The organism is Clostridium felsineum DSM 794 (genome assembly GCF_002006355.2).
Lineage (GTDB): Bacteria > Bacillota > Clostridia > Clostridiales > Clostridiaceae > Clostridium_S > Clostridium_S felsineum.
Genome location: NZ_CP096980.1, coordinates 4,168,593 through 4,186,873 on the forward strand (window position 1 = coordinate 4,168,593; position 18,281 = coordinate 4,186,873).

Sequence of the window (18,281 nt, forward strand, 5' to 3'; positions counted from 1 at the left end):
AAAGGGGGAATTAAATGAGAGAAAATAAAAATAAATGTATCCTTATAATATTGTTTGTTATAGGAACTTTATTTTTATTAGGAAATAATAAAGTTTATGCAAAAAATAATGATGTAAATGGTAGCAGCCGGCACATAATGGCATTGGATACTCCGGCAAACGGTTCTACTATAAATGATAATCTTGTTATACAAGGCTGGGCTTTAAATTCATCTGGAATAAAGGAAGTCAAAGTATTTGTAGATGGTAATTACATTGTTAATGCGCAGCTTGGGATATTGAGGAATGATGTAGCTAGAGTATATCCTGGTTATCCTAATAATAAAAATTCAGGATTTTTGAGTATACTAAGTAAAAATGCTTTTACTGTAGGAACACATACTGTAAAGGTACAAGCTACTGGTAATGATGGTCTTGTTGAAGAAAAGACTTCCAACTTCAACTTAAACTATAGAGCACCTATAATGGCTCTTGATACCCCTGCAAATAATTCAACTTTAACTGACAATCTTGTTATTCAAGGTTGGGCTTTAAATTCTTCTGGAATTAGAGAAGTTAAAGTATTTGTAGATGGTAATTATATTGTTAATGCGCAGCTTTCTATATCGCGAAATGATGTAACAAACGCATATCCCGGCTATCCACACAACGTGAATGCAGGATTTTTAAGTATACTGAGTAAGAATGCTTTTACTCAAGGAAATCATACAGTGAAAGTACAAGCTATCGGTAATGATGGTGATGTTACTGAAAAAACCTCTAATTTTAACTTAAACTATAGAGCACCTATAATGGCTCTTGATACTCCTGCAAATAATTCAACTTTAACTGATAATCTTGTTATTCAAGGTTGGGCTTTAAATTCTTCTGGAATTAGAGAAGTTAAAGTATTTGTAGATGGTAATTATATTGTTAATGCGCAGCTTTCTATATCGCGAAATGATGTGACAAACGCATATCCTGGCTATCCACACAACGTGAATGCAGGATTTTTAAGTATACTGAGTAAGAATGCTTTTACTCAAGGAAATCATACAGTAAAAGTACAAGCTATCGGTAATGATGGTGATGTTACTGAAAAAACTTCTAATTTTAACTTAAACTATAGAGCACCTATAATGGCTCTTGATACTCCTGCAAATAATTCAACTTTAACTGATAATCTTGTCATTCAAGGTTGGGCTTTAAATTCTTCTGGAATTAGAGAAGTTAAAGTATTTGTAGATAGCAATTATATTGTTAATGCACAGCTTTCTATATCACGAAATGATGTGACAAATGCTTATCCTAGTTATCCTCACAACGTAAACGCTGGATTTTTAAGCATACTGAGTAAGAACGCTTTTGCTGTGGGAAATCATACAGTAAAAATACAAGCTATTGGTAATGATGGTAATGTTGTTGAGAAAATTTCTAATATACAAATAGCTGGTAATAATAGTGGAAACAATATACCTTACTCAAGATTATTACAGTACACCAATCCTATGATGCATGGGGATGACGTAAAAGAAGTTCAAGAAAAATTGAATCAATTAGGTTATAGTTCAGGTAACGCCGATGGATGGTTTGGCCAAAATACCAAAAATGCTATAATTAAATTTCAATCAGCACATGGACTTTCTCCTGATGGAATTGTAGGCACAAATACCTGGAGTAAATTATTTTCTTCAGATAGCTTTTATGTTACTGCTGACCAGCTTAGAAGAATTGGTTGGTCTAATGTTACAAATAACATGCTATCAGATTTAAATAATTGTCTAAAAAAATTCAATATAACTACAACTCAAAGATTGAGGCATTTTATAAGTCAATGTAGTTATGAATCTGGGTGTGGAATCTACACTAAGGAACTTGCAAGCGGAACACAATACGAAGGAAGACGTGATCTTGGGAACATATATCCAGGCGATGGTCCTAAATATAAAGGTGCTGGATATATTCAATTAACCGGAAGAGCAAATTATCAAGCTTTTGCAAATTATATTGGTGATCAAAATGTTATGACTGGTTGTGATTATGTTGCTCAAAATTATCCTTGGTTAAGTGCAGGTTTTTGGTGGTATTCAAACAGGATGAATGATCTTTGCGATTCAGGAGCTTCTGTTGAAGTCATTACTCATAAGGTAAATGGTGGATATAATGGTTTAAGTGATAGACAAATATACTATAATCGCTGTGCTCAAATATTTAATTAAAGAGTAAAAATATAACTGGAAGCCTAGCTTTCAGTTATATTTTTAATACATTTCTATTTATATATTACTTGTAATCATCAACATCAAATTTTCTATTTTTATAATAATATTTGCGATCTTCTTCTGTAATTTCACGAATAACTTTACATGGATTTCCTACAGCTATAACATTGTCTGGAATATCTTTTGTTACAACGCTTCCTGAACCAATCACAACATTGTTTCCTATTTTAACACCTGGATTTATTACAACACTTCCTCCTACCCATACATTATCTCCAATTATCACATCAATACCATACTCATATCCAGAATTTCTTGACTCAGGATGAATTGGATGTCCAGCTGTATAAATTGACACATTAGGTGCAAACATTACATTCTCGCCTATTATCACTTTTCCCACATCCAATATTGTACAATTATAATTAGCAAAAAAATTATTACCTACTTCAATATTCTTACCATAGTCACAATGAAATGGTTGTTCTATAGAAATCTCTTCACCAGTTTTTCCTAAAATATCTTTAATTGATTCCTTAATTTTATTCAATTCATCGGGACGAAGTAAATTATACTCATATATTTTCACTTTATTTTTTACTCTTTCTTCACTAAGCCCATCTAAATACGCTTTATATGGTAAATTAGCTAACATTCTTTCTTTTTGATTCATGACACAACACTCCCCTTACTTTCTTGAACTTACCTGACGTTGCAAATGAAAACGGTTTATACTAATTATACCACTTTATATTGTCGTTTATAGCAACAATCCTTTATATGCTTAATCATATCAAAGACAAGTTTTTCATTATCATAAAGCTTTGTATGACATCCAACCCCACATTATATATGATCATGGGCACTTCTAAAAAATCAAAAATAAAAGTCTAACATAAAAGAAATTAAATTTCATGTTAGACTTGATATTGATTTTATATTATTTATCTTTCTACTTCACTTATTTCGTCATTTCTATTTTTGACCTTCATGCTATAAAAATCTTCACTTTGAGGTAATTCCATTCTAAAACACAAACAATTTTGAACAAGGACCTTTGCCTTTTTTACAGAAACCTCACTGACATGCCCACCCAATTTCTTATCCTTGCTTAAAAAGTGAAAGTGATATCCCGGAACATTAAGCCCCTCTACATAAGACGGACATCTAAAACCAATTATATATCCCTCAATATTTTCATAATTAAAGATGGGTTGATCACGTACAACCTCTGTCATAGGCCTATAGGGTCTACATTGCTTCACAACTGTTCTAGTCTTTACATAATTAAACTCTCCTTGTATGTAAAAGGCATAAAATATATTCTTACTATCTATAAAGCCATCTAAACTTTTCTTTAACTCATCATAGGAATTACAACTGTCAATTTCATATTCATTATAATTTTCAAGTTTAGTTACTACTGCAAAAGGAACTGATTCTCCTTCTAAACATTTGCAAATACTTCCATCAGGTCTAGTCCTATAGAATTCACCATTTAAAAGCGTAAGCTCTCCATCCAAATCTTCAAATGTACCCAATCCAAAATCCCCTTTTGTTAAAAGCTTTTTTAGTGATGCACACCCATCATAAAGACCTGAAACAAGAGCATTTATTGTAGACATTTGATATATATGATTAGGCACTCTATCTTCTATCATTTTTCTTCACCTCAACCAAGTTATGATAGCCCCCACAATTAAAAACAATAACACTTAATCAGTATTTTTGCAATTTTTAATATTTAACCTTTAGAGATTTTTAATTTAACAAAACTAAGAAAAGTAGAAAATAATAGAATACCTATACACTTTCTACTTTCATACTAAATTAAGTTTTTCTCTGTGCAATTTAAAGATAGTCTTCCACATCTTTTTTGTTTTTTAATTCTTCCACCAAATGTTTTAATTCTTGATCTCGATTTTTATCCATTATCAAAACCACATTTCCAGCATCTACCACTATCAAATCCTTAACACCAAAGCATATTATTAAATTTTTATCTCCAAATACTGAACAATTCTCCGTATCTTCTAAAAATACATTTTCACTTATATTATTACCACCATCATAGCTTCTAAGAAATTTTGATAGAGATGAAAAGTTTCCTAAATCATCCCAATCAAAATTAGCTTTCACAACATATGCTTTACGAGTTTTTTGCATTATTCCAAAATCTACAGATATACCTTCTATCATTTTATATTTTTCATTTATAGTTTCTTCTTCCTTATTTGTACCTATATCCTCATATATCTCCATCATAGCTTTATACATTTTAGGTAAATACTTATTCATTTCCCTAAGATAGGTATCTGCTCTCCATACAAACATGCCACTATTAAAAAGATAATTTCCTTTACTTAAAAGATCTTTTGCTACTTCTATATTAGGCTTCTCAAGAAAACGTTCTACTTTATATATTGATTCATAATTAGTTATTTTATCACCCATTTGAATATATCCATACCCTGTTTCCGGTCTATTAGGCACTATGCCCATTGTTACAAGACATCTTTTTCTTTCTACCACTTCAATTCCTTGTCTTAGGGTATCTATAAATTCCTTCTCATTTTCAATATAATGATCTGAAGGAAGAACTATCATAGTCGCATCACTATCTTTTTTTAAAAGCTTAACTGCCGAAAGTCCTATGCATGTGGCAGTCTCCTTGTTTTCAGGCTCTGTAAATATATTACTGCGGCTTATTTCAGGAAGCTCTTCTTGTATTTTTTTTATATATCTTTCATTGGTCACAACATATATATTATCTTTATCAACTAAATTCTTAATTCTATCTACGGTATTTCTTAAAAAGCTTTTATTATGAATAAACTTGATAAATTGCTTAGGTCTTTCCTTCCTTGAAAGTGGATACAATCTTGTTCCCTTGCCTCCTGCAAGTACAAGTGCATATAACAAAAAAAACACCACATTTACTTATTGCTTATCATTTTATAATATGATACGCAATTGTATGTGGTGATTAACATTTTACAGCGTATTGCTACTTTAATAACCAATCCATTCTTCTGGACAATTCATTTCTCTTTGCAACTCTTCGAAAAACACCTTCAAATGGTATCCATCCACTGTCGCATGATTAACTGTTATAGATAATGGCATAGTAATTATTCCTTCTCTTTCGGTAAATTTACCAGCTTCAACAATTGGAGAATAATAGTGTTTTGCATTTTCAACATGCATTGAGAAACTATTAAAAGTAAACCATGGGATACATGAAATTATATAATTATTCATTGGTGGTGCTCCCTTCGAGGTTAAGATTCCATGATCATTTTTATATTTTTCAAAATCCAACATATACCTTTCATAAAAAACTTTAAAATTCTCATCATACTCTGTCCAAAGAAAGGTCATGGTTTTATCATCTTCATGAAATATTGGATAAAAGGGTGTTCTACAATCCCAATATCCCAATACTCCATTTTGAATCCCCATGAGAAATTCTTTCTGTTTTCCTATAATTTTAGTTATTAAATAAAGGTATGCAGGATAGAATTTTAATTTTTTACTTTTTAAGTTCCTCATAAGTATTGTTATATCCATTGTTACATTAGTGGCATAGGTCACAGGTGATGTGTGTTCTGTAAAATAAATATATGACTCTCTCCTCGGCCATTTTTCCATATCAACAATATTAAAATCTGTATTCATACTAATTAATCTCCTTTTATGCTTATGCTAATTTAGTTTTTAAAAATTCATTCATATAATTTTTTCACATCTTCTATGCCTTCCAATATCTCCCTCTTTGAAAAGTTACATTCTTCAAGCTCTTTATCTGTCCAACTACTCAACTCTCTATAAAATGCTAATGCCCTTTCCAAATTATCTGCCGATTTACATTCCTCAATTTCTCTAAATATCATATCTTCAGCTTCATTGATTTTCTTTTCTTTTACATATTTACTTATCATAATTGATAAAAGCTCTCCTTCAGAAATAGTTATATTATTTTTCTCTTTCGGTGCTAAAGAATCCATAACATTTTTTCCTGAAAGAATACTAACTGTAAGTTGCGTACATGACTTTATCAATCTTAAAATATAATCTTTTTCATCCATTTTAATACCTCATTATTACCAAATATAACTATATAATAAACTTTTAAGGATGCATTTTCAACATTTTACTTTATATGTAGCATGATTTTAAACTTACACAATAAAAAATTGCTAGGACTAAGTGCCCTAGCAATTTTTTAGTTTATACCTATTTTACAGATACATTATTATTACCTTTTATATAAAATCTCCATAAATAATCCTTGGCTTCTTCTGCGTAGTCTATTCCAACTCTTTTAGCCTCTACTATCTCAAAGTCTTCGTTTTCTGCGTCTTCAATATAAAGCTCATTTCCCAGCAAATCCATTAAGTTTTGTGCGCGCGCTATATCCATTGCACTGCAGAGCTTCGAAGGACCATTAGTTAGATTTTTAAGCTGATACTTTGAAAGCTCATTAAGTGGCTTTTTAAATCTTCTTTCGCTCATAACTTCTATTCCTTCTACTGGCTCTATAGCCCTTATTAAAACTCCTTCTGGTATTCCTTCCTGCATTGCGACCACATTCATACAGTAATATAGACCATATATAAAATATACATAGGCATGCCCTGCTTCACCGTATAGAGCTTCAAGTCTAGCTGTTTTCCTACCCCCATAGGCATGAGCTCCCTTATCTTTGATTCCCCTATAGGCTTCTACTTCAACTATTTTTCCAGAAGTTTTTATTCCATCTACTTCATGTACTAATACCTTTCCTAAAAGTTCTTTTGCCAGAACTATTGTATCTCTACTATAAAATTCACGAGAAAATTTCAAATATATCACCTACTTTTTAATGCATTACTAATTCTATCTAAAGCTTCTTTTAAGGTACTTCTACTGCATGCTATATTTACTCTCTCAAACCCATTTCCTTCTTCTCCAAATATATATCCCTCATCAAGCCAAACCTTAGCCTTATTAAGCATAAAACTCTTAAGCTGTTTAACTGACATATTTAACTTTCTAAAATCAAGCCATACAAGATATGTTCCCTCTGGTCTTATTAATTCTACTTCCGGAATATTTAAATTTATATATTCCTCCATAAATTTAAGATTACTCTTTAAATAATCCATAAGCTCCTCTAACCAAGCTTCACTTTCATTATAAGCAGCTATAGATGCCTCCATCCCAAAAACATTAGGCCATACTGCTGTACTTCTTTCCATTGCTTTTATAACTTTTTTTCTTATATCTTTATCTGGTATTATAAGACTCGATACCTGAAGTCCTGCAAGATTAAAAGTCTTACTTGGAGATATACACATTATTGAATTATTTTTAAATTCATCATCTACATCTAAAAATGGAGTATGCTTATTAGGCTTATATACAAGATCCGAATGAATTTCATCTGATATTACTACAACATTGTTTTCTCTACATAATTCTCCTACAGCTTTAAGCTCTTTTTCTGTCCATACTCTTCCTGTAGGATTATGAGGACTACATAAAATCATTACTTTAACTCTTTCATCTTTAAGCTTTTCTTTTAAATCATCAAAATCCATTTCATATTTCCCATTTTTAAGTTTAAGTGGGTTTTTTAAAATACTACATTCATTATTAGTAATTGCACTATAGAAGGGATAATATACTGGTGTTTGAACTATAACTTTATCATTAGGTTCTGTAAGCGCATTTATCATAACATTTATTCCAGGAACAATACCTCCAGAAAAAACTATCCATTCTTTTTTTATATCAAGTCCATGTCTTCTCTTAACCCAATTTATTATGGAATTATAATATTCATCACTTGTTTTTACATACCCATAAACAGCATGCTCTGCTCTTTTTCTTATAGCCTTTGAAATTTCTGGTGCAACCTCAAAATCCATATCTGCAACCCAAAGTGGCAAAACATCCTGTCTTTCATCCCATTTTGCACAAGCTGTATTTCTTCTTTCAACTAATTTATCAAAATTATACAAAGAAACCCCTCCAATTTAAAATAAGGATGATTCCCCCTTAAGAAAATCATCCGTTAATTCCATAAATTTTTACAGGTTTTGTTTTATATAAGTGTTCTTTTCACACTTATATAAAACTTCCTTTTCTTACCTTTTAAGATTAAAATATATTGATATTATATGTTGGAATTTATGGATTCTTTGCTATGTGACTTATAATTTTGATCAGGATGATCAAAGCCATTTAAGCATCAGGACGATGCATTTAAATGGGTAGGAAATTGTAAACGAACATAGCTTAGAAGCCGTTAATTCCATAAATTTTTATCAATATATTTTAATCATTAACTATTTCTATCACTTCCGTATTTTCAACCGCATCATTTATAAGCTTTTCTTTATCTAAAACACTTTCAGCTTTTCTTATTTGTTCTAAAATAGGTTTTGTTTTAGGATGCTTAGGAACAAATATAGTACAACAATCTTCATATGGAAGAATTGATGTTTCATAAGTTCCAATTTTCCTTGATATATCCATTATGTCAATCTTGTCCATTGATATCAAAGGTCTAAATACAGGTCTATCTGCACAATCATTACTTACAACTAAGCCTTGCATTGTTTGACTTGCTACTTGTCCTATACTTTCTCCTGTAGCTACAGAGTGCATACCCTTGTCATCAGCTATTCTACAAGCTATACTCATCATGAATCTTCTCATTATTATAGTAAGCTCATCTTCTCTACATTTTTCAATTATTTGCATTTGAATATCAGTGAAAGGCACTACATACAAAGTCATTCTTCCTATATACTTTGTAAGTATTTTAGCCAAATCTTTAACCTTATCCTTAGCTCTTTCACTTGTATATGGTGCACTATGGAAATATACTCCACTTACTTCAACTCCACGTCTTGCCATCATATATCCTGCGACAGGAGAATCTATTCCCCCTGAGAGCATTAAAAGAGTTTGTCCGTTTGTCTTGTATGGCATTCCGTTTACTCCCCTAATTCTCTTTCCATATACATAAGTTTTATTTCTTATTTCTATATTTACAAGACATCCTGGGTTATGAACATCTACAGTAACGTCTTTATTATTGTTAAGTACATACGCTCCAACTTCACGATTTACATCCATTGAGTTAATTGGAAATGTCTTATTAGCTCTATTAGTTTCAATCTTAAAAGTACTTTTTGCACTTTCATTAACTTCTAAAAGTGCTAAGCTTTTTATAACTTCAAAATCATTTTCAATTTCTGTAACGATACAAACTTCAGCTACTCCAAAAACATTTTTTACTCTCTCTACAGCTTCCTCTAAATCTTCTGTTTTTATAAACCATCTTCCAGAATCAAATACAAAATCAAATTCTATTCCCTTAAGAGCTGCTTTTATATTATTTTTAAGTATTTTTTCAAATTTATTTTTATTTAATCCTTTTAAAAATATTTCAGAGGCGTATTTTACCATCAATAGTTTATTCATATCTTTAATCTCCTTAAGAATTTAAGTATCATTTCTATATTATATACTGTATAATCTATTTCTTCAAAGGTATTTTCAGGGCAAAAACTGAACCTTATGGCACCATCAATTTCAGCATCATCAAGTCCAAGCGCCATTAGCACATGACTCTTTTGGTTTTTCTTTGATGAACATGCAGAACCTGTTGATACATATATCTCTTTTTCTTCTAGTGCATGTACAAAAACCTCTCCTCTAACCCCTTTAAAGGATACATTTAATACATGTGGAAGATAGTCTTTTCCAATTTTGCTGTTTATTTTAACACCATCTATTTGTTCCAACTTACCAATAAAGTACTCTTTTAACTCTTCTACCTTTTTATAGTTGTCGTTCATCTTTTTAGCTATATCATCAGCTGCATAAGCAAAAGCTGCAATGGCTGGTACATTTTCAGTCCCTGATCTAAAATTAAACTCTTGTCCTCCTCCACATATAAGTGGATCTGGCATAAGACCTTTTCTCACATAAGCAAATCCTATTCCCCTTGGTCCATATATTTTATGTGCACTTGCAGATAGCAAATCTATTCCCATTTCCTTAGGATTTATTTTTATTTTTCCATAGCTTTGAACTGCATCTACATGGAATTTTACCCTTGTACTTTTTTCTTTTATAATTGATGATATCTTCTTTAAATCTTGAATTACACCAACTTCATTGTTTACATGCATTATACTTACAAGAACGGTATTTTTGTTAATACTTTCCTTAAGCTCTTCAATTTTTACTTTTCCTTCACTGTCTACATCTAAATACGTTACTTCAACTCCAAATCTTTCAAGCTGCTTAAAGGTATTCAGTACACTCTCATGCTCTATTTTAGATGTTATTATATGATTTCCTGGCTTAGCAAAACCCTTTATTAAAAAATTGTTACTCTCACTTCCACCAGAGGTAAATATTATTTCATTTTGAGAAACTCCAAGCGTTTTTGCTAAAGTTTTTCTACTTTCTATTAATTTATCTTCAGCCCTCTTACCAAACAAATGAAGAGAGGACGGATTTCCATAATATTCATAAAAAAGTTTCTTCATTATATTTGCAACTTCCAAAAGAGGCTTTGTAGTTGCACTGTTATCAAAGTAAACCACCATAGTCACCACTTTCTCTAAAGTATAAAAATTCACACTACTTCCCAGGATAAATATTAAAACATATATATAAGAATGTCAACATTATGTATAAGTCAAGAGGCACTGAAAATCAATAAACTTTCAGTGCCCCTATATTTTTTTATTATATATATAATGAAAAGATTTAGTGTTTAACTTCTGTATAATCAACATCAATTATAGTTTCCTTTTCATTGCTAAAACCAGTATTTTGAGTTTTAAAACTATCATTTTTAATCTTATAATCTTTATCTTTATTTGTTTTGTCCACTTTTTTAGTAAACTTTAATATTAACCATATAGCTAGTCCAGCTACTATTATATAAGGAACTAATTTTATAAATAGTATTGCTGCTAAAATTATTATAGCCAAAACTGCTATAGTCTTAAATATATTTTTATTTAAAAAACTCATTCTAATCACTCTCTTTCTCAATCTTTATACATGTATTATAGCACAACTTTTTATAAGTAGTATATAATATCACTTAAGAAAGTATTAATAATCTATTAATTATATTTTTTTGGATTTTGGGAACAATTATAGTGTAGTAAATTTTAATTATATAGGAGGCCTTTAAAATGGCAAAAAGAGATGGCAAGAAACAAAGAAACAATAACAACAACAATGGAAACAATGCAAAAAATGATTTAAACAAAATGAATGTAGAAGCTTCAAGCGAAATATCTTCTGATAGCAAAGATAGAAAAAGTAACAGAAACAAATAGTATTAAGAAAAAAGGGGCTGTTGCAAAACTAAAAAATAGTTTTGCAATAGCTCCTTTGTTGTATATAAAAAATGTGAGTTCCGAAGAACTCACATTGATTGTATAATTAAATTATGAACGTAACTAAATTATACACAAAAAATTATAATCAATTTAATGATAATTTGCAACTTATATTACCATTAAATTTAGAAAACTTAATACCAGAAGATGATTCGGTTCGTTTGCTAAGCTATTTGTTGGAGGGATTAAATTATAAAAAATTGTACAAGGCGTATTCTTCCATAGGAAGAAAATCAGCAGTTGAACCCAAAATCATGTTCAAAATAATATCTTATGCTTATTCTCAAAATATTTATTCAAGTAGAAAGATAGAAAAAGCATGCAAAAGAGATATAAATTTCAAATGGCTACTTCAAGGCTTTAAAGCACCTGATCACGCTACTATAAGTAGATTTCGAAAAAAATATCTTTCAAATGAAGTGATTGAAGATTTATTTTATCAACAAGTTAACTATTTAGCTAAAGAAAAAGAATTATTATTTGAAAATGTATTTATCGATGGTACTAAAATTGAGGCAAATGCCAACCGATATACTTTTGTTTGGAAGAAAGCTATTTATAAAAATGAAGGTAAGATGTTTGATAAAATTATTGCTCTTGTTAAAACCATTAATCTTGAAAGATTAATGAAATTCACTATTGAGAGAGAAACTTTGATTGATGATATAAACAAAATTCTTCAATGGCTTTTATTTGAAAAAGAAAAAAGAAATATAGAGTTTGTTCATGGAATCGGTAAAAGAAAAACTGCAATTCAAAAGTGGATAGAACAACTATCACAATATAAAGAAAGACAAGAAAAATATAATTTAAGTAAGAAAATATTTTCAAAAAGAAATAGCTATTCTAAAACTGATACTGATGCAACTTTCATGCATATGAAAGATGATCATATGAGAAATGGTCAATTAAAACCTGCCTATAATGTACAAATAGCAGTTGATAGTGAATATGTAACTGGTGTTGGAGTATTTGATGATAGAAATGATATAGCAACATTAATACCAATGATTACTAATATGCAAGAAAAAATTGGTCATAAATATACTAATGTGATTGCAGATTCTGGTTACGAAAGTGAAGAAAACTATTTGTTTTTAGAGTCTAATAATCAAATACCATATATAAAACCTCAAACTTATGAGAAATGGAAAAAAAGAAGTTTTAAAAACGACATCAGTAAGCGTGAAAATATGAAATATGATGTTAAAACAGATACATATATTTGTCATAATAATAGAAAATTATTCCCATCATATATTATTCATAAAAAATCTGCAAGTGGGTATACGTCTGAGGTTACTGTTTATGAATGTGAAAATTGCGATAACTGCACTTTGAAATCAAAGTGCACAAAAGCAAAGAATAACCGAAAAATGCAGGTTTCAAAGACTTTTATTAAAAAGCGTCAAATTTCATACAACAATATCAAAACTGAATTGGGAACTAAATTGAGAATGAACAGATCTATTCAAGTTGAAGGTGCGTTTGGAATTTTAAAAAGCGACTATGAATTCAAAAGATTTTTAACACGTGGAAAAAATAGTGTAAAAACTGAATTTATTTTGCTTTGTTTTGGATATAACATTAACAAATTACATTTAAAAATCCAAAATGAAAGAACTCAAAAGTATCTTCACGAATTAAAAACTATTTCCTAATTATGGAATAATATAGTTAGGTTTATTTTAGTGCGTCAAAATCTCATGGAAATTCAAATAATTAATATAGTATTTAAAATATTAGGCAATTTTATAGCTTAAACAAAAAAAGAGCATCGCTCATGATTAATTTTAATCATTTTGCGACACTCCCTTTTTCTTATGCATTTAATAATTTTTCAAGTAATTCTTTTACCATTGGTGGGTTTGCTTTTCCCTTGCTTTGCTTCATTACTTGACCTACAAGGTATCCTATTGCCTGCTTTTTACCTGCTTTATAATCTAGTACTGATTTTTCATTGCTATTTATAACATCCTCAGCCATTTTCTGAAGAGCACCTTCATCGCTAATTTGTGAAAGTCCTTTTTCTTTAACAATAGCTTTAGGTTCTTTTGATGTTTTAAACATTTCTTCAAATACTTCTTTTGCCGCAGTGTTACTTATCTCTTTCTTCTTTATCATTTCTATAAGTTCATTCATATCTTTAACATTTACAGGTATAGCCTTAGAATCTGTTTCAGTTTCTCTCATTAATCTAAGCATATCTCCAAGTATCCAGTTTGAAGCTGTTTTACTTTCACATCCCGCTTCTGTTAGCTTTTCAAAATAATCAGCCAATGCCTTATCTTCAACCAAAATTTCTATTTCCTTATCAGTAAGCTTATACTGCTGTTTAAATCTTGCCTTTCTTTGTACAGGAAGTTCTGGCATTTCACCCTTTACCGCATCTAAAAGCTCATCCTTTACAACTATAGGAATTATATCTGGCTCTGGAAAATATCTATAATCATTTGCATCCTCTTTAGTTCTCATTGTAACTGTTTTACCTTTACCTGCATCCCATCTTCTAGTTTCTTGTTTTATTCTAAAGCCCTCATTGAAGTCATAAAGCTCCTTTTGACGTTTTTCTTCTTTTTCAAGAGCTTTTTGAAGTTCTCTAAAGGAGTTTATATTTTTTATCTCAACCTTAGTGTTGTACTCCTTGCTTCCAACCTCTCTTAAAGATATATTAGCATCACACCTCATAGAACCTTGATCCATACGACAGTCAGATATGTTAGCGTATTGAAGCATTGCTCTTAGTGTTTTCATAAACTCAACCGCTTCCTCTGGTGAACGCATATCAGGTTCTGAAACTATTTCTATCAGTGGTACACCTACACGGTTATAATCTATAAGTGAATGTGGTTCGTACTCCAAATGTACAAGTTTTCCAGCATCTTCTTCTATATGAATCCTATTTAATCTAATTTTTTTTATACCGTCTTTTGTTTGGATCTCGACATATCCTCCACCACAAATAGGAAGATCAAACTGTGATATTTGATAAGCTTTAGGTAAATCAGGATAAAAGTAATTTTTTCTATCCATTTTATTTAACTGATTTATTTTACAGTTAAGTGCTTCTCCTGCTTTTACTGCAAGATGTACAACCTCTTCATTTAAAACAGGAAGAGTTCCTGGAAGTCCCATACATATTGGACATGTGTGTTCGTTTGGCTTTGCACCAAATTCAGTTGAACAGCTGCAAAATATTTTAGTTTTTGTACTTAATTCAGCATGTATTTCAAGACCAATTACGGTTTCATAACTCATTTTTTATCTCTCCTTTTCAAGTGCTCTCGCTGCTTTAAATATTTTCTTTTCTCCAAAATGAGGTCCTAGAAGTTGAAGACCTATTGGAACTCCATCTTTACTAGCGCCGCAAGGTAATGATATTGCAGGTATTCCAGCAAGATTTATATTTACTGTGTATATATCCGCAAGATACATTTCTAAAGGATCTGATTTTTTCTCACCTATTTTAAATGGAAGTACTGGTGAAACTGGACTTAAAATTAAATCATATTTTTCAAATGCAGCTTTAAATTGATTTTTTATCTTCTTTTTAAGTTTTAACGCTCTTTTGTAGTAAGCATCATAATATCCTGAAGAAAGTGCATAAGTTCCAAGCATTATTCTTCTCTTTACCTCATCTCCAAAAGCTTCTGATCTTGTAGTTTCCATTAAATCATATACATCTTCAAAATCATCTGGTCTATATCCATATCTTATTCCATCAAATCTAGCTAAATTTGAACTAGCTTCTGCTGATGATATTATATAATAAGCCGAAAGCCCTTCTTCTGTAATAGGAAGAGTCATGCTCTCTACCTCCGCTCCAAGACTTTTAAGCTTTTCAATTGTATTTTCTACGCATTCTTTTATTTCAGGATCTAATCCTTCACCTAAAAATTCTTTTGGCATTCCTATCTTCATGCCCTTAATACCATCATCTATTCCTTCAAGATAGTCTTCCTTTTTTTGACCCTTAGCACTTGTATTGTCTAATTCATCTTCTCCACAAATTATATCTAAAAGGCTAGCACAATCCTTTACTGTTTTTCCTAATGGTCCTATTTGATCAAGTGAGGATGCAAAAGCTATAAGCCCAAATCTTGATACTAATCCATATGTTGGCTTAAGTCCTACCACTCCACAAAAAGCCGCTGGTTGTCTTATTGATCCCCCAGTATCAGAACCTAAGGATATTGGTGCCATTTTAGCTGCTACTACAGCTGCTGATCCACCTGAAGAACCTCCTGGAACTCTTGTTATATCTCTAGGATTTTTAGTAACCTTGAAAGCTGAATTTTCAGTAGAGGAACCCATAGCAAATTCGTCCATGTTTACTTTTCCTATTATTATTGCATCTTCTGCTTTTAATTTTTTTATTACTGTGGCATCATATGGTGGAACAAAATCATATAACATTTTTGATGCACATGTAGTTTTTATTCCATCTGTACATATGTTGTCTTTTATTGCAATTGGGATTCCTGCAAGTTTTCCAACCTTATCCCCAGCTTCAATTTTTTTATCCACATTTCTAGCTTCTTTAAGTGCATAATCTTCACATAAAGTTATGTATGCATTTATTTCTGGATCTTTTTCTCTTATATTTTCAAAATAAGCCTTTACAATATCTTCTGATTTAAGCTTTTTATCTAAAATAGCAGCTCTCAATTCTTCTACTGTCATATCAAGTATATCCATGGTTAAATCCTCCCTACTCTATTATCTTAGGTACCTCTATTGCACCATCTCTTAAGCTTTTAACATTTTGCATTAATTTCTTTTTATCTTCAAAAACTTTAGGAATATCTTTTCTAAATTCTGTATTAACATCATCAAATTCATTTATATTAATATCTGATAAATCAACTTTATCTATTGTTTCAAAATGTCCAAGTATTGCTTCAAATTCCCCCGCAAGCTTAGTTGCTTCTTCTTCTGTAAATTTAAGCTTTGAAAGTTTAGCAATATAATTAACAGTATCTATATCAACATGTTTATTACTCAAAATTATCACTCCTATACTTTACTCTAACTAAATCAGTGTATTAATTTAGCTTTTTTATTAATATTTTACTTCAAGTGCTAAAACATGGGCTCCGCCCAAACCTCTATATTAGTTTTTTATTTTATTTGCTTTCCTCTTGTTTTCAAGAGAGTGATTTCTCTCAGTTCAAGAGTCTAATGGGCTCCGCCCAAACCTCTATAGGATTATGGTGTTATTCTTTTCATGTCTCTTGGTAGTAGGGATGCTTCTCTTATATTATCGAGTCCTAAAATTTGCATTGTTAATCTTTCAAGTCCTATGGCAAAACCTCCATGTGGTGGCATTCCGTATCTGAAATTTTCTGTGTAGAATTCGAATTCTTCAGGTTTAAATCCTTTATTTTTTATTGCTTCAACTAACATATCATGGTCATGAATTCTTTGTCCTCCAGTTGTTATTTCAAGTCCCTTATATATTAAATCGAAACTCTTTGATGCTCCTTCGATTGTATCATCTGGCATTGTGTACATAGGTCTTTTAGATAATGGATATTTCGTGAGATATACAAAATCACTATCATATTTTTCCTTTACATATTCAGAAAATAATCTTTCTCCTTCAGCATTCAAATCTCCTTTAGGTGATCTTTTACCGTATTTTTCATAAACTATTTTTTGTGCTTCAGCTAAAGGAATTCTTGGTATACTTACTTTTTCCGGTAAAGTTATATTATACATTTTAAGTTCACGAGCACACGTTTCACGTAGATTTTCAAATAAATAGTTCATGAAACCTTCTTCAAGATCCATTATTTCATTTTCATCTTCTATAAAACCCATTTCTGCATCCAAACTTACATATTCATTTAAATGTCTATAAGTGTTGTGAAGTTCTGCTCTATAAGCGTGACCTACCTCAAAAACTTTTTCAAAGCCAACACCAACCATCATCTGCTTGTAAAATTGGGGACTTTGTGCTAAAAATGCTCTATGATCAAAGTAATTTACTGTAAATAATTCACTTCCTCCTTCTGTTCCTGAAGCTAATATTTTAGGTGTATGAATTTCAGTGAAATTATTCAATTTTAAAAATTTTCTAAAACATTCGCCTATTTCTTCTTGAATTTTAAATACTGCCATTACACTTGGTTTTTTTAAGCTTACATTTCTGTGATCCAATTGTGTTTCAAGCGCCGCATTTATTTTCTGACCATTTATATCAAAAGGTAATTTATCATAGTAGACTTTACCTAAAACTTCTATTTCTTTAACTTGAACTTCCATTCCATTAATTGCTTTATCATTTTTACTTAAAGTTCCTTTTACCTTTATACATGCTTCATTTCTGAGACCTACTAATTGCTCTTTCTCGGCTACAAGCTGAACAATACCCGTTTTATCTCTAAGCCTTACAAAGTTAACATGACCTAAATCATAAATTTTATGAACCCAACCTTTAAGTATTATTTCTTCTCCTTCGTTCATAAGGAACACATCTTTAACGTAAAATTTTTTCATAACATAGCCCTCCATTTTTTTATAACATAAAAAATCGCCCCTATACCAAACTGGTATAGGGGCGATTATATAACGCGGTGCCACCCTATTTAGCAAAAATGCTAACTTTATCAGTACGAATGTCATATATATGGCATCGATACCTATTCCCTTTAAC

The 18,281-nt window shown here is 30.7% G+C and carries 17 protein-coding genes and 1 other annotated feature (1 of these 18 only partly in view); of the genes, 3 read left to right on the top strand and 14 right to left on the bottom strand.

The annotated features are described in order from the left end of the window. The first annotated feature begins 14 nt into the window (after positions 1-14). Positions 15-2,198, top strand: a complete 2,184-nt coding sequence (locus CLFE_RS19435) for an Ig-like domain-containing protein (RefSeq protein WP_077894528.1) — start codon at positions 15-17, stop codon at positions 2,196-2,198. Positions 2,199-2,262: 64 nt separating this feature from the next. Here CLFE_RS19435 and CLFE_RS19440 read toward each other — a convergent pair whose 3' ends face one another. The 10 genes from CLFE_RS19440 to CLFE_RS19485 form a co-directional block, all read right to left on the bottom strand. Beyond that, complete coding sequence (locus tag CLFE_RS19440; protein ID WP_077894527.1) at positions 2,263-2,874, bottom strand: sugar O-acetyltransferase; 612 nt, start codon at positions 2,872-2,874, stop codon at positions 2,263-2,265. A gap of 271 nt (positions 2,875-3,145) precedes the next feature. Further along, positions 3,146-3,862: an acetolactate decarboxylase gene (gene budA / locus CLFE_RS19445; protein WP_077894526.1), complete on the bottom strand. Its 717-nt coding sequence runs from the start codon at positions 3,860-3,862 to the stop codon at positions 3,146-3,148. Between the two features lie 190 nt (positions 3,863-4,052). Then, positions 4,053-5,123, bottom strand: a complete 1,071-nt coding sequence (locus tag CLFE_RS19450; protein ID WP_077835677.1) for a mannose-1-phosphate guanylyltransferase — start codon at positions 5,121-5,123, stop codon at positions 4,053-4,055. Positions 5,124-5,213: 90 nt separating this feature from the next. After that, positions 5,214-5,879, bottom strand: coding sequence for a CatA-like O-acetyltransferase (locus CLFE_RS19455; RefSeq protein ID WP_077894525.1), 666 nt, complete (start codon positions 5,877-5,879; stop codon positions 5,214-5,216). Between the two features lie 47 nt (positions 5,880-5,926). Beyond that, positions 5,927-6,289: a DUF6483 family protein gene (locus CLFE_RS19460; protein WP_077851376.1), complete on the bottom strand. Its 363-nt coding sequence runs from the start codon at positions 6,287-6,289 to the stop codon at positions 5,927-5,929. 148 nt (positions 6,290-6,437) lie between these two features. Continuing rightward, positions 6,438-7,046, bottom strand: coding sequence for a DNA-3-methyladenine glycosylase (locus CLFE_RS19465; protein WP_077894524.1), 609 nt, complete (start codon positions 7,044-7,046; stop codon positions 6,438-6,440). Positions 7,047-7,051: 5 nt separating this feature from the next. Further along, positions 7,052-8,206 carry a MalY/PatB family protein gene (locus CLFE_RS19470; protein ID WP_077894523.1) on the bottom strand — a complete coding sequence of 385 codons (1,155 nt, stop codon included), beginning with the start codon at positions 8,204-8,206 and terminating at the stop codon, positions 7,052-7,054. Between the two features lie 316 nt (positions 8,207-8,522). Beyond that, on the bottom strand, positions 8,523-9,677 hold the full coding sequence (thiI, locus tag CLFE_RS19475) for a tRNA uracil 4-sulfurtransferase ThiI (protein WP_077835682.1): 1,155 nt from the start codon (positions 9,675-9,677) through the stop codon (positions 8,523-8,525). After that, complete coding sequence (locus tag CLFE_RS19480) at positions 9,674-10,813, bottom strand: cysteine desulfurase family protein (RefSeq protein WP_077894522.1); 1,140 nt, start codon at positions 10,811-10,813, stop codon at positions 9,674-9,676. Before CLFE_RS19480 ends, thiI begins: the two co-directional genes overlap by 4 nt. 163 nt (positions 10,814-10,976) lie before the next feature. After that, positions 10,977-11,246, bottom strand: a complete 270-nt coding sequence (locus CLFE_RS19485; RefSeq protein ID WP_242950917.1) for a hypothetical protein — start codon at positions 11,244-11,246, stop codon at positions 10,977-10,979. A 167-nt stretch (positions 11,247-11,413) separates the two neighbouring features. On the opposite strand from CLFE_RS19485, the gene CLFE_RS19490 reads away from it, so the two are divergent. Both CLFE_RS19490 and CLFE_RS19495 read left to right on the top strand, forming a co-directional pair. After that, a complete protein-coding gene (locus CLFE_RS19490; RefSeq protein WP_169850990.1) occupies positions 11,414-11,560 on the top strand; it encodes a hypothetical protein in 147 nt (48 codons plus the stop codon). Positions 11,561-11,673: 113 nt separating this feature from the next. Next, the gene (locus tag CLFE_RS19495; protein ID WP_250944646.1) at positions 11,674-13,284 is read left to right on the top strand and encodes an IS1182 family transposase; all 1,611 of its coding nucleotides are present in this window, start codon (positions 11,674-11,676) and stop codon (positions 13,282-13,284) included. A gap of 160 nt (positions 13,285-13,444) precedes the next feature. Here the strand turns inward: CLFE_RS19495 and gatB are convergent, their stop codons facing one another. The 4 genes from gatB to aspS all read right to left on the bottom strand — a co-directional run bounded on the left by gatB (position 13,445) and on the right by aspS (position 18,124). Beyond that, complete coding sequence (gene gatB / locus CLFE_RS19500) at positions 13,445-14,881, bottom strand: Asp-tRNA(Asn)/Glu-tRNA(Gln) amidotransferase subunit GatB (protein WP_077835685.1); 1,437 nt, start codon at positions 14,879-14,881, stop codon at positions 13,445-13,447. Positions 14,882-14,884: 3 nt separating this feature from the next. After that, positions 14,885-16,321, bottom strand: coding sequence for an Asp-tRNA(Asn)/Glu-tRNA(Gln) amidotransferase subunit GatA (gatA, locus tag CLFE_RS19505; RefSeq protein WP_077835686.1), 1,437 nt, complete (start codon positions 16,319-16,321; stop codon positions 14,885-14,887). Positions 16,322-16,334: 13 nt separating this feature from the next. Next, complete coding sequence (gene gatC / locus CLFE_RS19510; protein ID WP_077835687.1) at positions 16,335-16,628, bottom strand: Asp-tRNA(Asn)/Glu-tRNA(Gln) amidotransferase subunit GatC; 294 nt, start codon at positions 16,626-16,628, stop codon at positions 16,335-16,337. A gap of 203 nt (positions 16,629-16,831) precedes the next feature. Then, positions 16,832-18,124, bottom strand: coding sequence for an aspartate--tRNA(Asn) ligase (gene aspS, locus CLFE_RS19515; protein ID WP_077895347.1), 1,293 nt, complete (start codon positions 18,122-18,124; stop codon positions 16,832-16,834). Between the two features lie 54 nt (positions 18,125-18,178). Next, positions 18,179-18,281, bottom strand: a binding site (T-box leader); it runs 148 nt beyond the window's last position.